Consider the following 15,410-nt stretch of genomic DNA (forward strand, 5'->3'; position numbering starts at 1 on the left):
CCGTGGAACTTGATGACATGAAACATGCCTGGCAAACGCTGCAAGTCCAACTGGAACAACAGCAGCGGCTGCATCAACGCCTGCTGATGGAAAGCCGGCTGGATAAGATGCGCCACGGATTGCGCCCCCTGGTACTGGGGCAGTCGATCCAACTTGCATTCGGCGTGGCGATCATGCTGTGGGGCATTTCCTTCTGGTCGGTGCGAATGGAGGTTCTGCATTGGCTGATTGTGGGCGTGCTGGTGCAACTGCTCGGCATGTCGCTGGTGCTTGCGGCCGCACGGAACCTGCACTTGATCCAGCGGATTGACTATGCAGCACCCATTCTGGAGATCCAGCAGCGGCTGGCGGCGCTTCGCGCGTGGCGGGTGAGGGTCGAGGCACCGGTATTCGCCGTGATCGGTTCATTTGCATGGATTCCGCTGGTGCTGATGGAAATCCAGCTCGATGATGAGCGTGTGGCGCCGAAGCTTGACATCTTCCTTCTCGCACCATGGCTGGTGTCGCACCTGATTCTTTGCGGATGCGTTTCATTGGCACTGGTCGTGGTTGTTTTCTGGCTGGTGCGTTGGGCCGGGCATCGGCGCTGGCTCGAAAACAATTTCGCTGGCAAGTGTGTGCAAAAGGCGGAATCTATGCTGGAACAAATTGCGCAGTTCAAGCAGGAGTGATGAGGTTTTTCTAGTTCGCGACACTCTCGCGAAAGGGTGTTGCGCCCCTTGTCGTCATTCCGGCGAAGGCCGGAATCCAGTCAAATAAATGGTGCGAAGCACACAAAACCTTTGTTGAGTGCTTTGCACGATGTATTGAAACTGGATTCCGGCCTTCGCCGGAATGACGGTGAAGTAAGACAATGCATCTTCGTAAGGATGTCATGCCTATCGGTAGTAATTGAAAGCTCAATAAGAGCCATCACCGATTCCTCGGCTTCAATCGCACATAAAGCTGCTTGCGCACTACCGCCACCACGTCGCCTGCGGCTGTTTTGATCGACACGTCGAACCAGCGCAGCACTTTCTCGCCATTCGCAGCGGCGGCGCGCAATTCGTCTAGCACGCCTTGCTCCAGCTTGAAGTGTGCGTAGACGTCCTCACGCCCCGGCGCAACGAAATCGATGCTGCCGGCTTTGTCCCATACGAAATGATCCTTGCCCAGGTGATGCAGGATCAGCAGCATCCAGAACGGATCGGCCATCGCAAACAGATTGCCGCCGAACTGCGTGCGCACGTAGTTGCGATTCCACGGCCGCAAACGCAACACCACGCGTGCTTCGGTGTAGCCGTCGTCCAGGCTCAACAGGCGAATGCTGTTGAACAGGAATGGCGGCCACAGATTGAGCAGGCGGCGGAAGGTGGAAGCACGCATGGAAGGCTCCGGAAGAGGGAGCCTTCAGCTTGCCATACTTTCGCGTATGGAAGAATCAGAACAGCAACGACGCCATCCGCCTGCGATAGCGCCCGACCAACTCCGTGTCGTCCAATGTATTAAACGCGGCCAGCAGGCGCTTCTTCGCTTGGCCGTCGCTCCAGTCGCGGGCTTTCTCGAGGATCAACAGCCAATGCTCCAGCCCCGCGGCCGGATCGTCGCCGAGCAACAAACGTGCGCCAAGCAGATCGTGCGCTTCCCAATCCTGCGGATTGGTGTGGACGCGCTGCTGCAGCACTTCCATCGGCGGCGTGCTTTCGAGCGAACGGGCCAGGTCGAGCTGGCTGCGCAGACGCACGGCGCGCGAGTCGGTGGCGAGGTTGGCGGGCAAGCCGTTGAGTTCGGCTTCCGCGGCAGCAGCGTGGCCCGCTTGCGCCAACGCGATGGCCAGGTCGAGCTTGAGCTCTGGGCGATCGGGGTTGGAGGCGAGTTCCTGCTGTAGGCGATTGATAGCCTGTTCGGGCGACTCGGCCGGCAAGTCTTCCAGCTCTTCTTCTTCAAAATCCCCTTCTAGCGGCTGAACGTGGCGGGAGAGGAATTCACGCAACTGTCCTTCGGGCAGGGCGCCGGCAAAACCGTCCAGGATCTGCCCGTCTTTCACCATGATGACGGTGGGAATGCTGCGAATGCCGAAGACGCCGGCCAGTTCCTGGTTCTTGTCCACGTCCACCTTGCCCAGCCGGAACGCGCCGTTGTATTCGGTGGCGAGCTTCTCCAGCAAAGGGCCTAGTGATTTGCAGGGGCCGCACCAGGTTGCCCAGAAATCCACCAGCACCGGGGTTTTGAGCGAAGCTTGCAACACCTCGGTTTCGAAGTTGTCTTGGTCGACATCGAAAATATGCGGGGAGACGGCGGCGTTCACGGTGGGCTCCAGATGGATGAACCCCAGACAAGTCGGGGCACCGTGCAGCATATCAAGTGTGCGCAGGACGCTTAAGGATTTGCGAGAATCGCTGGCATGAGCACACCCCCCGCTGCCATCGAGCAAGCGCAGAAAGCGACGTCGTCAACGCTGCTGATCTGCGAGCACTGCGATACGGTGCACAACCGCCGGCCGCTGGCGCGCGGTGAGGTCGCCCGTTGCGCGCGTTGCAATGCGGTGCTGGAGCGCCATCAGCGCGTCGGTCTTAACGCGATGTTTGCGCTGGTGGTCACCGTGATGGTGGTGTTCGTGCAGGCGAACGTGTGGCCGATCATCACACTGGGCCTCAATGGCGAGGAAATTCACGCCACCCTGTGGGGCATCATCATCATGATGTGGAAGGAGCACTCGCAGGTGGTGTCGGTGCTTGCGGCGGCCACGCTGTTTTTCTTTCCGCTGTGCAAGATGGGGGTTCTGGGCTGGCTGCTGATCTTTGGGCGCAAAGGGCAGCGGGCCCCCGGCTTCGTGCCGCTGATGGTGGTGCTGCATTACATCGCGCCATGGACGATGAGCGAAGTGTTCGTGCTCGGCATACTGGTGTCGATCGTCAAGGCGCAGCTGTATTTTGACGTGACGCCCGATATCGGCGCCTTCGCCTATGCAGCGCTGGCGCTGCTGATCACCATCTTTTCGGGTATCGACTTGCGTCAGCTGTGGGACAAGCTCCCTGCGGAGCCGGCGTCATGAGTGCGCTGCCACGCGCACATGAGTTGGGGCTGATCAGTTGCCATGTATGCGGCCAGGTTTGCCGCGATATGCAGATGGAGGACGCAGCCTGTCCGCGTTGCGGCAGTTCGTTGCATCGGCGCAAGCCTTATAGCTGCGCCCGCACGTGGGCGCTCCTGATCGCCGCCTTCATTTTTTACATCCCCGCTAACGTGCTACCGATCATGCGCACGGCCAGCCTAGGCGATGTGGACGACAACACTATTCTGAGCGGCGTGATCGAGCTGTGGGTGAAGGGTTCGCCGGATCTGGCCGTCATCGTGTTCACCGCCAGCATCGTGGTGCCGATGATGAAGTTCCTGGTGATAAGCACGCTGCTGCTGAGCGCGCATCGCGGTACCAACTGGGCACGCCGCCAGCGCGCAATGCTGTACCGGCTGGTGGAATTCATCGGCTACTGGTCGATGCTGGACGTCTTTGTCGTGGCGCTGCTTACCGCGCTGGTGCAGTTCGGCTTCTTCAGCCAGGTGGAGCCGTTGCCTGGGGTGGTGTATTTCGGATTGACGGTCATACTTACCATACTTGCTTCGCAGAGTTTCGACCCCCGCCTGATATGGGATTGCAAGGAAGAAGATGACTGATCAAAACCTACCCAGCTCAGGCGGTGGCTTGCCCGAACCAGTGGTGCGGCGCAAGCGCGTGAACGCCGCATGGATCTGGCTGGTCCCGGTCGTGGCGGCACTGATCGGCCTGTCGTTGGTGATCAGCGCGTGGCGGGAGCGGGGGCCTACCATCTCCATCAGTTTTGAAACCGCGCAGGGCCTGGAATCGGGCAAGACGGTGGTGAAGTACAAGGATGTGGTGATCGGCAAGGTCACCGGTATCCGCCTGAGCGAGGATCACAGCAAGGTGATCGTGAAGGTGGGGCTGGAAAAAAGTGCGTCCGGCATTGCCGTTTCCGATTCACGTTTCTGGGTGGTTCGCCCGCGCATCGGACTCGGTGGCGTGTCGGGCATCGATACGTTGCTGTCGGGTTCGTTCATTGGTGTGGATGTGGGCAAGTCCCAGCAGACGCAGAACGATTTCGTCGGCTTGGAAAATCCACCATCGGTACTGCACGACTCGCGTGGCAAAAGTTTCACGCTGCATGCCGGCGACCTGGGTTCGCTGGATATCGGCTCGCCGGTGTTTTACCGGCGCCTGCAGGTCGGTCGCGTGGCGTCGTACAAGCTGGATGACGACGGCAAGGGCGTCACCATGCAAATTTTTGTCGACAGCCCCTACGACGGTTTCGTCACCACCGAATCGCGCTTCTGGAATGCCAGCGGTGTGGACGTATCGATCAGCGCGGATGGCTTGAAACTCAACACGCAATCGCTGGCCACTGTTTTGGCCGGTGGCGTGGCGTTCAACGATGCACCCGGGCCGCATCCAAACGAAAAGCCGGTGCCTGAGAACACAGGCTTTACCTTGTTCGATACGCAAAGCAACGCGATGGCGCCGCCGGATGGTGAGCCGCGTTATATCGTCATGCGCTTCGATCAGCCGGTGCGTGGTCTGGCGGTGAATTCGCCGGTGGAATTCCGCGGCATCAACTTTGGCCATGTCGTGTCCATCCGCATGGATTACGACGAGAAGACCAACAAGTTCCCGATCTACGTGGGTGCATTGATCTATCCCGAACGCCTGGGTCGTGCGAATGCCAAGCTGGCTGAGATTGCCAGGTCCAAGGGTGATGAGGATATGTCGAAGGTCGTCACCTCGCTGGTTGCACAAGGCCTGCGCGCGCAGGCCAAGGTGGGCAACCTGCTCACCGGCCAGCTGTTCATTTCGCTGGATATCGAGCCGAAGGCGCCCAAGGCGGTGGACTACGATCCGAACGCGCGTCCGCTGCAAATCCCCACCATCCCCGGCAGCTTCGACAAGCTGCAGGAGCAGATGGCGGAAATCGTCGACAAGGTCAACAAGATTCCGTTCGACGCGATCGGCAACAACCTCAATCACACGCTGGCCGATCTCGACGGCACGATCAAGCAACTCAACGGTGACGTGCTGCCGGCGTTCAAGAACACACTCAACGGTGCCAACCAGACACTGGGCACGGCCAACAACGCGCTCGCCGCCGATTCGCCGCTGCAGCAGAACCTGAGCGGCACCTTGCAGGAGTTGCAGCGCATGGCACGCTCGTTGCGCACGCTCACCGATTATTTGAACGCCCAGCCCAGCGCGCTGATCCGTGGACGCGCCAAGGATGCGCCGCCGCCCGAGAGCAACGGCTCGTCCACCGCCCAGCCGCAGCAAGGGAGCAAGCCATGATTCGTATGCGATACCTGATGGCGGCGCTGGGTACGGTAGCACTTGCAGCTTGTGCCTCGGCGCCCATGCATTACTACACGCTCATTCCGGCGTCCGATAACGGTACGCCGGCCGCCGCGTTGCCGGCACATTTTCAATTTGAACTGATGCCGGTCGGCGTCCCCGCACAAAACGACGTACCGCAACTGGTAGTGCGTCAGGGTGGGCAGGCCGTCACCTTGCTCAACGGCGAACGCTGGGCCGCTCCCTTGGCGGATGAAGTGCGCGGTGCCCTGTCGGTCGACCTCTCACAGCGCACTGGTGCGCAGGACATCAGCGGCGGCGTGGCCGTCAACGGCAAGCCGGTGCTGCGCATCAAGGTTGACCTGCGCCGCTTCGATTCCGCGCCTGGCAGCTATGCGCTGATCGACGCCACCTGGACAGTGCGCGAACTGCGCAGCCAGGCCGTGCTCACCTGCAGCAGCCACATCAGCGAAAGCGTGGGCCAGGGCTACGCCGGTCTGGTTGCCGGTCACCAGCAGGCGCTGTCGACGCTGGCTGGCCAGATCGCCAGCGTGGCGCCGGCCATGGCGGCGGGGAGTGTGCCGTCGACTTGTCCGTCTCCATAGTGCCTCCGCGCCTCGCTTTTCGTCCCCTCTCCCCTCCGGGGAGAGGGCTAGGGTGAGGGGCAAGGCTTGCGGGAAATGGTGTCTGTGCGGGTGATCACTTTTGTTTTTGTGTCTTGATGAAGATCAAGCGAGGCTGTCCCCTCACCCCAGCCCTCTCCCCAGAGGGGAGAGGGGGTTAAATCCGATCCAAGCGAAGAGGCATTTCTGCTAGTCTGCCGGGTCCCACGCAGCGCACGGGCGATGGACGCCCGCGCTACCGAATACGCATAACGGCGCCGGATCATGCAGGACAATCAAGACCAGGGTTCCCCTAACGACTACAGCCCGCAGGCGGTGGAATCCGCCGCGCAGCAGTATTGGAACGCGCAGCGCGCGTACGAAGTGAAGGAGGATCCCTCCCGCCCGAAGTTCTATTGCTTGGCGATGCTGCCGTACCCCTCCGGCGCGCTGCACATGGGCCACGTGCGCAACTACACCATCGGCGATGTCATCAGCCGCTACCAGCGCATGAACGGCAAGAACGTGTTGCAGCCGATGGGCTGGGACGCGTTCGGCCTGCCGGCGGAAAACGCCGCGATCAAGAACAACACCGCGCCAGCCAAGTGGACGTACAAGAACATCGACCACATGCGCGAGCAGCTCAAGTCGCTGGGCTATGCCATCGACTGGTCGCGCGAGTTCGCCACCTGCATGCCGGACTACTACCGCTGGGAACAGGTGATGTTCACCCGGCTGATGAAGAAAGGCCTGGCCTACCGCAAGAACGCGGTGGTGAACTGGGATCCGGTTGACCAGACTGTGTTAGCCAACGAGCAGGTGATCGACGGCCGCGGCTGGCGCTCCGGTGCATTGGTGGAAAAGCGCGAGATTCCGCAGTGGTTCCTCAAGATCACCGATTACGCGCAGGAACTGCTCGACGGCCTGGACACGCTGCCCGGCTGGCCTGATGCCGTGAAGACCATGCAGCGCAACTGGATCGGCCGCAGCGAAGGCGTGGACATCCACTTCGCGGTGGAAGGCGAGGTCGAGCCGCTGACGGTGTTCACCACGCGTCCGGACACCTTGATGGGCGTCACCTTCGTGTCCATCGCGGGTGAGCATCCGTTGGCGCAGAAAGCGGCCGCGAACCATCCGCAACTGGCCGCGTTCCTGGAGGAACTGCGTCACGGTGGCGTCTCCGAAGCCGAACTGGAAACGCAGGAAAAAAGCGGCATGGCCACCGGCCTGTTCGCCATTCACCCGATCAGTGGCGAAAAAGTGCCGGTGTGGGTAGCCAACTTCGTGCTGATGGGCTACGGCACGGGCGCGGTGATGGCGGTGCCCGGCCACGACGAGCGCGATTTCGAATTCGCGCACAAATACAACTTGCCGATCAAGCAAGTGATCGCCGTGAGCGGCGACGATGCCGCGTACGACGCGCAGCATTGGAAAGAGTGGTACTCGGATAAAACGCGCGCTGACATGCGCGTAGTCAACTCTGGCGACATGGATGGCAAGAATTACCGTGGCGCCTTCGACTTCATCGCCAGCAAACTGGAAACGGCCGGCAAGGGGCATCGCCGCGTCAACTGGCGCCTGCGTGATTGGGGTGTGAGTCGCCAGCGGTATTGGGGCTGCCCGATTCCGGTGATCTATTGCCAGCACTGCGGCGCGCTGCCGGTGCCGGAAGAGCAACTACCGGTGGTGCTGCCGGAAGACGTTGCCTTCTCGGGCGTGCAATCGCCGATCAAGGCCGATCCCGCGTGGCGCAAGACCACTTGCCCGCAATGCGGCGGCGCAGCCGAACGCGAAACCGACACCTTCGATACCTTCATGGAATCGAGCTGGTACTACGCGCGCTACACCAGCCCCGGCGCGAACGGCCTGGTGGACGAGCGCGCCAACTACTGGCTGCCGGTGGACCAGTACATCGGCGGCATCGAGCACGCGATCCTGCATCTGTTGTACTTCCGCTTCTATCACAAGCTGATGCGCGACGCAGGACTGGTGCAGTCGAACGAACCGGCCACCAACCTGCTGTGCCAGGGCATGGTGATCGCCGAAACGTTCTATCGCGACAACGCGGACGGCTCGAAGGATTGGATCAATCCCGCCGACGTGGAAATCCGTCGCGACGACAAGGCGCATGTGATCGGCGCGGTACTGAAAGCCGACGGCGAGCCGGTGCATATCGGCGGCACCGAGAAAATGTCCAAGTCCAAGAACAACGGCGTGGATCCGCAGGCGATGGTGGAGAAGTTCGGTGCAGATACCGTGCGCCTGTTCTCCATGTTTGCCGCACCGCCCGAGCAGTCGCTGGAATGGAACGAAGCCGGCGTGGAAGGCATGGCGCGCTTCCTGCGCCGCTTCTGGCGCGAAGTGCTTACGCACGTCGGCCAGCCGGACCATCCGGAAGTCGATCCGTCCAAGCTCGACAGCGGCCAGAAGGCGCTGCGCCGCCAGCTGCACGAAACCATCCAGAAGGTGAGCGACGACTTCGGCCGCCGCCATGCCTTCAACACCGCCATCGCTGCCCTGATGGAACTGCTCAACGCGCTCGGCAAATTCACCGACCAGAGTGATCAGGGCCGTGCCTTGCGCCACGAAGCGCTGGAAACCATGGTGCTGCTGCTCAATCCGGTGGTGCCGCACGTCAGTCATACGCTATGGCAGGCGCTGGGCCACCCGCTGGCCGTGCTGGACGACCAGCCGTGGCCGAAGGTGGATCCGGACGCGCTGGTGCGCGATACGCTCACCCTGGCCGTTCAGGTGAACGGCAAGCTGCGCGGTACCATCGACATCGCCGCCAACGCCTCCAAGGAGGAAGCCGAGGCGCTGGCGCGTGCGCAACCCAATGTGGCAGCCTTCCTGGAAGGGCAGACTGTGCGCAAGGTCATCGTGGTGCCCGGCAAGATCGTCAACATCGTCGCAGGATGACTTCATGAATCACCGCATGCTGAAACTGATCGCGCTGCTGCCCATGCTCGCCCTGGCGGCATGCGGTTTCCACCTGCGCGGAAGCGCGGCCATGCCCGAGGGCATGCAGCGCGTGCACCTCACGGTCGGTGGCGGCGGCGATTTCCAGCGCAAACTCGCGCGCGCCTTGCTCGCTTCCAACGTGGCGCTGGAAGACAAGAGCGGCCCCGGTATTGCCGAGCTGCACGTGCCGGCGCAGAACTTCACCGTGCAATCGCTGACGATCAACGGCGCCGCGCAGGTGACCGAATTCGCGGTGCGCTTCCACGTCGTATTCAACGCCACTGACTCCGATGGCAAGGTGATCGCGCCGCAGCAGACCTTCGATCTGCAGCGCGAATACAGCTACGACGCCAGCCAGCCGGTGGGCACGCAATCGCAGATGGAGCAGATCCAAGGCAGCCTGATCGACGACGCCGTGCAAGCCGTGCTGTTCCGACTGCAGGCCGTGGCGAAGAACGGCGAGACAGCTGCCGCGAAAGCTGTCGGCCCCATGCCGGCCAACGCGAGCACCACGCAGCAACCGCCGCAATACACGCCGTCGCCGATCGGTGATTAAGCAGGCATTGAAACGATGCCGCTCAATCACGCTCAATGGCAGAAGGCACTGGCCGCCGATAGCCTGAAGCCCGTCTATCTGCTGGCCGGCGAAGAACTGCTGGTGCTGGAAGCCGCCGACGCCTTGCGCGCGCAGGCGCGCAAGCTGGGTTACAGCGAGCGTCAGGTGCTGGACGTAGGCGCGCATTTCGACTGGGACGAACTGGCACGTTCTGCGGCAGGCATGTCGTTGTTCGCCACGCGCCGCCTGCTCGACCTGCGCTTGCCCACCGGGCGCCCCGGTGTTGAAGGCGCCAAGGCGATCACCGAGTTCTGCGCCAATCCGCCGCCAGACGTGAGCCTGCTGATCACCGCGGTGGAATGGAGCAGTAAGCACGACGGCGCGTGGACCAAGCAGGTCGACAGTGCCGGCTGCGTGGTGATCTTCAACGCGCCACGACCGAACGAATGGGAAGCCTGGATCGGCGCGCGCCTGGCTTCACGCGGACTGACCGCGACATCCGATGCCGCCGCATTGCTGGCCGAGCGCGTGGAAGGCAATCTGCTCGCCGCCGCGCAGGAAATCGACAAGCTCGCGGTGCTGCATGGGCAGGGCAAGATCGATGCCGCCGAGATGGAACAGCTCGTCGCCGACAGCGCCCGCTACGATGCCTTCAAACTTACCGACGCCGCGCTGGGCGGCGACGGTGCACGCGCACTGCGCATACTTGACGGTCTGCGCGCGGAGGGCGATGAGCTCATTGCATTGATGGGGTGGCTGGTCAATCAATTACAGCTTGCCTTGCGCCTGGCCAATGCGCACGACTTCGGCGCGCAGGCGCGCGCGGAACGGCTGTGGCCTGCGCGCGAGCAATTGTTTCGCAAGGCGCTGCGCCGTGCGCCGCGCGAACACTGGATGCAATGCCTGGCGCGTGCCGCGCGAATCGATCGCATCGCTAAGGGGCGCGAAAGTGGCGACGCGTGGTTGGAAGCACAACGGTTGATTGCCGCGATAGCGGAGCCGAGGGCGGCGCAGGCGTTGGTATGAGAGAGCGTTTGATGCTTTCCTGTATGCCTTTTCTTGACACGGACTACATGCCTTTCCGGGATGTGTGGTCTCGTATGGTCGTCATTCCCGCGAAAGCGGGAATCCATGTTGCTCTTGGGCGAAAAGCAAAGATGGATCCCCGCTTTCGCGGGAATGACGACCAGGAAAGATGGTTGCTAGCCGGATATTTGCGCCTTGAGAAAATCGGGCTTAGCAAACAAGGAATGTTTCAATGAAACCGCTAGCCCTCTTCGGTGGCACCTTCGACCCGGTCCACATCGGTCATCTCAGCGTGGCATGGGAAGCCTCCGAACTGCTGGACGCCGAAGTGAGGCTGATGCCCGCCAACGTGCCGCCGCATCGCTCGTCGCCCACGGCCACCGCGACGCAACGCGTGGACATGCTGCGTGCGGCGCTGCGCGGACAATCGCGCCTTGCGCTCGACACGCGCGAACTCGAACGCAGCGGCCCTTCCTACACCGTCGACACGCTACAAGAATTGCGCCGCGAATGCGGTGAGCGGCCGCTGGTGTTGCTGCTCGGCGCGGATGCCTTCGCCGGCCTGCGTAGCTGGCATCGCTGGCGCGAATTGTTCGATGTCACGCATATCGGTGTGATCAACCGGCCAGGCATCGAGACATGCATCCCGGTAGAGCTGGAACGCGCTGTGGCTGCACGGCGCACCGATGATCCTGCGGTTATTCGCGCGCAAGCGGCGGGCAAGATGATCGAGCTCGCAGTGACGCCGCTGGAGGTTTCCGCCACGCACATTCGCGAATTGCTGGCGACGGGGCGCGATCCGCGCTACCTGCTGCCGGCAGGGTTGTTTGATGATCCGGCGTTGTTGGCGCCGTATCGTGCAATGCCGTTATCGTGATGTATATGGTGAATCCTTCTCCCTTCGGGAGAAGGTGCCCGAAGGGCAGATGAGGGTACGAACGAAGCGCATGTTAGACATGTTGCGCAAGTTTTTAATGACGCGCTCCGTTCGCACCCTCACCCCAACCCCTCTCCCAGAGGGAGAGGGGCTACGTATCGACAAGCATCAACTCACTCGAAACGCCACAAACCGCATCGCCACCGAATTCATGCAATAACGCAGCCCGGTCGGCGGCGGGCCGTCATCGAACACGTGTCCAAGGTGACTGTCGCAACCGGCGCAGCTCACCGCCGTGCGGACCATACCGTAAGCGGTATCGCGGTTTTCGATCACATTCTTCTTGGCGATCGGTTGCCAGAAGCTCGGCCAGCCGGTGCCGGAATCGAATTGCGTAGCGGCATTGAACAATGCCGTGTCGCAACCGGCGCAGCGGTAGAGGCCCTTGCTATTGGGTTTCTCATGGGGGCCGCTGAACGCCATCTCGGTGCCCGCGCGGCGCATCACGTTGAACGCGGCATCGGAAAGACGCTGATGCCACTGGGCATCGCTTAGCACCAGCTTGCGCACGTCGCACGGGCCAAGGTGGTGGCCGTCGTCGTCCGAAAAGCATTCGAGCAGCAATATCTGCGAGCTGTTGACTGCGGCAGGCGTTGCAGCGGCCATCGCGCGGCCTCCGTTGCCGCCGCCGAGCAATCGCACGGCCGCGATTCCGCCCAGTGCGGCGACCGTGCCGCCGCCGAGCAGGGTAAGTAGGAAGCGCCGGCGGTCCAGCGTCTTGTCGTCGAATGCGGATGTCATGTCCGTCTCCTGTTGCTTGCTGTGCTGCACTCAGCCGAACGTGAACGCATACACGCGCACGCCCGGGTCGAGAAAGGTGATTTCGAACACGCGCTCGCCGGTGCCGTGTGTCTGGCGTACCAATTGATACAGGCGTTGCCCGTCGATCACACCGTTGCCGTCGGTGTCGATATCGGTACCGTGATCGTCGCCCGGCGTCTTGCCGTCGAGCGTGACGCGGAAACGCACCGGCTTGCCGTCGTCACCCGGACCAAGCACCAGATGCAGATCACGGCCGCGGAAACGGTAGACGATGCTGCCGTTAGGTTTGTCGAGCGTGGCGTGCTGGGCGTTCACGGTCCAGGTGCCGTTGAAGGCCCATTGATTCACGGCGAGAGTGGCGGGCGCGCGGTACTGCCAGCTCTCGTCGTGCGCAATCTGACCACCGGCAAAGCCTTCGCTGCGTGCGTAACCCGCATAGGTTTCCGGCGAGCGATACATGTCGCCGGAACCGGCCGCTTCCGCACCGCCTGCACCGGGTTGCACATAGCCGCCCGGCAGATTCTGGTAGCCCGCGTCGCTCAGCAGGCGGCGGATCACGTCCTCGCTGCCTGCATAATCGCCTTCGCCGAAATGATGCGCGCGGATCTGCCCGCGCGCATCAATGAAGTAGTGTGCCGGCCAGTATTCGTTGTGGAAGGCTTTCCAGATGGCGTAGTCGTTGTCCATCGCCACCGGATAGCCGATGTTGAAATCCTTGATCGCCTTCGCGACGTTTGCGGGATCTTTCTCGAACGCGAATTCCGGCGAATGCACGCCGATCACCACCAGCCCGTGATCGCGGTATTTCTGTGCCCACGCATTCACATACGGCAGCGAGCGAATGCAGTTGATGCAGGAGTAGGTCCAGAAGTCGACCAGTACCACCTTGCCGCGCAGCGCTTCGGGCGTCAGCGGCGCGCTGTTGAACCATTGCGTGGCACCAGACAACGCAGGCAGTTCACCTTCTACCGGCAAGGCCTCGCCGGCTTTCGGCGCGGGTGCGTTGTGAGCAGGCGCGGGGCGAACCGCATCGATCAGCTTCTGCTCAATGCCGCTGGTGCTGGCTAGCGAAACGCGTGTGAGCAGGCCAGTATCCGCGCCCAGCGCAATGGCAACCACGCCGGCCAGTACCAGCACGCCCAGCGCGCGACGCACCCACTCACCCGCACCAAGCGAGCGCTTCATCAGCGCGAAGACGCGTCCGCCGACGACCAAAGCAAGCGCAAGCGATACCGCTGCGCCGCCGGCATAGGTGAGCAGCAGTAAGCTCGTTTGCGCACTGGCGCCTTGCAGCGCGGCGCCGGTCAGCAGCAGGCCGAGAATCGGTCCGGCGCAGGGCGCCCACAGCAGGCCGGTGGCGATGCCGAGTCCCGCAGCGGACCACGGCGAATCGTGCTGCGCCTCGGTTTTTTCGGTGAGCCGGTTGCCGAGCTGCACGAACGGACGGCTGATCCATTCGGCAAAATGCGGCAGCAGTAACGTCAGCCCCAGCACTGCCAGCACTGCCAGCGCGAGATAGCGTCCATATTGATTCGCGTGCACCGCCCAGCCGCCGCCGACCGCCGCCAGCGTGGCCACCAACGCGAAGGTGAGCGCCATGGCGATCAGCATCGGCAAGCCGTTGCGCGCGAACGGCCGGTCGGCGCGCGCGAACACGAACGGCAGCACCGGCAAGATGCACGGGCTGAGGATGGTGAGAATGCCTCCGACAAAGGCGAGGATGAGCAGGAGCATGGATGGGGCCGTGGTGGTTTCGATGGCTATTCGTTGGGGTGAGTGTGCGGGTTACTTAATGGGATCGTGCGCTGAACGCGTCTGCTGCAGGTAACCGTACTCCCAAGTTCAGCGAATACACCCTGGAAAACCAGCGATTGCCAAGATGCCATCCGTATCCTTGACCTTTGACGGCCCGTGGGTCCTACTACGCCAGCCTCCGCCAAGGAGGCTGGATAGCGACAAGGCCGTGCCAACCGAATCCCCAAGTGCCAGCGAACAGGCTGACCGGCAGCGGGCAGCGTGGATGGGCGCCGCGCAAGCGGGCGACCAGCGCGCCTACACGCGCGTGTTGGCTGATTCGGTGGCGCTGATCCGCGCGGTGGCACGGCGGCAGGGCGTAGCGGTGGATGCGCTGGATGACGTGGTGCAGGAAACCCTGCTTACCGTGCATCGCGTGCGGCACACGTTCGACCCGACGCGTTCCTACAATGCGTGGCTATCGGCGATCGCTGCGCGTCGCGCTATCGACGTGCTGCGCAGCCACGGCCGCCGCGAGCACCGCGAGGTACACGACGAGTTCGCCTTCGACACGCACGCCGATCGCGACGATGCCAGTGCCGGCGCCGAGCGCCATCAAGAAGCACAGCGCCTGCGCAAGGCGATCGACACCCTGCCGGCGGGACAGCGAGAGGCGGTGGAACAACTAGGCCTGAAGGAGCGCTCGCTCGCCGAGGCCGCCGAACGTACCGGTCGCAACACCGGTGCGTTGAAAGTCAACCTGCATCGCGCTCTGAAAACACTGCGCGATCGCCTGCACGGAGATTCCTGACCACTCATGTCCGACGCTGCACGCCATGAAGCCCTGATCAACGCGCTCGGCGCGGAGCTGACGCCCGTGCGGCGCCTGCTGCCGCCGTGGCGGCGCGCGCTCGGCTGGCTGGCGGTGGTCGCGGTGATCGCTACGGTGCTGTTCGCACGTTATGGCGCAAGCACCATGTTGCATCGCTGGTACGCCGCGCCTGACCTCGGCCTGGCCGCATGTGGTGCAGTGATCACGGCGATCACGGGTGCACTGGCCTCGTTCCTGCTCGCGGTGCCGGGACGCTCCGTCAAATGGGCATGGCTGCCTGTGCCAAGCGCTGCGTTGTGGATCGGCGCTAGTGGCCTAGGCTGCTTGCGCGCACACATACCGGGCATGCCGATCATGGGTCTGCATGGCGCCAACGATTGCCTGATCTTCATCATCAGTTTTTCGGTTCCGCTGTCCGGTCTCATGATCTGGTTGCTCCGGCGAGCCTGTCCGCTGCGCCCGGCCCTCACGGCGGTGATGGTGGGGCTGGCCAGTGCGGCAGCGTCGGCTAGCCTCTTGGAGATCTGCCACAACTTCGACGCCGCCGCGTCGGATCTGGTGATGCATGCATTAGCGGTGGCGATCGTGATTGGCGCGAATGCGGCCATGGGCGGGCGGCTGTTGTCAAAAGCCCTCTCTCGACCGTAGCCTCGCTTGTTTTCCGGATC

The 15,410-nt window shown here is 62.6% G+C and carries 15 protein-coding genes; 11 read left to right on the forward strand and 4 right to left on the reverse strand.

Features of this window, described 5'->3' with window-relative positions; all coding sequences use genetic code 11:
- Positions 1 to 2 precede the first annotated feature (2 nt).
- Positions 3 to 671, forward strand: a complete 669-nt coding sequence (locus ISP18_RS06440) for a hypothetical protein (RefSeq protein WP_380008281.1) — start codon at positions 3 to 5, stop codon at positions 669 to 671.
- A 241-nt stretch (positions 672 to 912) separates the two neighbouring features.
- Here the strand turns inward: ISP18_RS06440 and ISP18_RS06445 are convergent, their stop codons facing one another.
- Positions 913 to 1,365: a DUF4442 domain-containing protein gene (locus ISP18_RS06445; RefSeq protein WP_380008284.1), complete on the reverse strand. Its 453-nt coding sequence runs from the start codon at positions 1,363 to 1,365 to the stop codon at positions 913 to 915.
- A gap of 55 nt (positions 1,366 to 1,420) precedes the next feature.
- A complete protein-coding gene (gene trxA, locus ISP18_RS06450; RefSeq protein ID WP_380008287.1) occupies positions 1,421 to 2,287 on the reverse strand; it encodes a thioredoxin in 867 nt (288 codons plus the stop codon).
- A 96-nt stretch (positions 2,288 to 2,383) separates the two neighbouring features.
- Here trxA and ISP18_RS06455 point away from each other — a divergent pair, with 96 nt between their 5' ends.
- The 8 genes from ISP18_RS06455 (at position 2,384) to nadD (ending at position 11,354) form a co-directional block, all read left to right on the forward strand.
- Positions 2,384 to 3,034, forward strand: coding sequence for a paraquat-inducible protein A (locus ISP18_RS06455; protein ID WP_380008290.1), 651 nt, complete (start codon positions 2,384 to 2,386; stop codon positions 3,032 to 3,034).
- A complete protein-coding gene (locus ISP18_RS06460) occupies positions 3,031 to 3,654 on the forward strand; it encodes a paraquat-inducible protein A (RefSeq protein ID WP_380008292.1) in 624 nt (207 codons plus the stop codon). The genes ISP18_RS06455 and ISP18_RS06460 overlap by 4 nt, the downstream gene beginning before the upstream one ends.
- On the forward strand, positions 3,647 to 5,329 hold the full coding sequence (locus ISP18_RS06465; RefSeq protein WP_380008295.1) for a PqiB family protein: 1,683 nt from the start codon (positions 3,647 to 3,649) through the stop codon (positions 5,327 to 5,329). The genes ISP18_RS06460 and ISP18_RS06465 overlap by 8 nt, the downstream gene beginning before the upstream one ends.
- On the forward strand, positions 5,326 to 5,937 hold the full coding sequence (locus ISP18_RS06470) for a PqiC family protein (RefSeq protein WP_380008298.1): 612 nt from the start codon (positions 5,326 to 5,328) through the stop codon (positions 5,935 to 5,937). Before ISP18_RS06465 ends, ISP18_RS06470 begins: the two co-directional genes overlap by 4 nt.
- A gap of 282 nt (positions 5,938 to 6,219) precedes the next feature.
- Positions 6,220 to 8,853 carry a leucine--tRNA ligase gene (gene leuS, locus ISP18_RS06475; RefSeq protein WP_380008301.1) on the forward strand — a complete coding sequence of 878 codons (2,634 nt, stop codon included), beginning with the start codon at positions 6,220 to 6,222 and terminating at the stop codon, positions 8,851 to 8,853.
- A gap of 4 nt (positions 8,854 to 8,857) precedes the next feature.
- Positions 8,858 to 9,451, forward strand: coding sequence for an LPS-assembly lipoprotein LptE (locus ISP18_RS06480; RefSeq protein WP_380008305.1), 594 nt, complete (start codon positions 8,858 to 8,860; stop codon positions 9,449 to 9,451).
- A 15-nt stretch (positions 9,452 to 9,466) separates the two neighbouring features.
- Positions 9,467 to 10,477, forward strand: coding sequence for a DNA polymerase III subunit delta (gene holA / locus ISP18_RS06485; RefSeq protein ID WP_380008308.1), 1,011 nt, complete (start codon positions 9,467 to 9,469; stop codon positions 10,475 to 10,477).
- 232 nt (positions 10,478 to 10,709) lie between these two features.
- Positions 10,710 to 11,354, forward strand: coding sequence for a nicotinate-nucleotide adenylyltransferase (nadD, locus tag ISP18_RS06490; RefSeq protein WP_380008311.1), 645 nt, complete (start codon positions 10,710 to 10,712; stop codon positions 11,352 to 11,354).
- A 168-nt stretch (positions 11,355 to 11,522) separates the two neighbouring features.
- Here the strand turns inward: nadD and msrB are convergent, their stop codons facing one another.
- The gene (msrB, locus tag ISP18_RS06495; RefSeq protein WP_380008314.1) at positions 11,523 to 12,155 is read right to left on the reverse strand and encodes a peptide-methionine (R)-S-oxide reductase MsrB; all 633 of its coding nucleotides are present in this window, start codon (positions 12,153 to 12,155) and stop codon (positions 11,523 to 11,525) included.
- A 30-nt stretch (positions 12,156 to 12,185) separates the two neighbouring features.
- Entirely contained in the window at positions 12,186 to 13,910 is a 1,725-nt protein-coding gene (locus ISP18_RS06500) for a cytochrome c biogenesis protein DipZ (RefSeq protein WP_380008317.1), read from the reverse strand.
- 286 nt (positions 13,911 to 14,196) lie between these two features.
- On the opposite strand from ISP18_RS06500, the gene ISP18_RS06505 reads away from it, so the two are divergent.
- Positions 14,197 to 14,721 (forward strand): RNA polymerase sigma factor, encoded by a 525-nt coding sequence (locus ISP18_RS06505; protein ID WP_380010950.1) that lies wholly within the window; start codon positions 14,197 to 14,199, stop codon positions 14,719 to 14,721.
- A gap of 6 nt (positions 14,722 to 14,727) precedes the next feature.
- Entirely contained in the window at positions 14,728 to 15,390 is a 663-nt protein-coding gene (locus ISP18_RS06510) for an NrsF family protein (protein ID WP_380008320.1), read from the forward strand.
- Positions 15,391 to 15,410 lie beyond the last annotated feature (20 nt).

Origin of the sequence: Dyella humi, from assembly GCF_044904605.1 — a bacterium.
GTDB lineage: Bacteria > Pseudomonadota > Gammaproteobacteria > Xanthomonadales > Rhodanobacteraceae > Dyella_B > Dyella_B humi.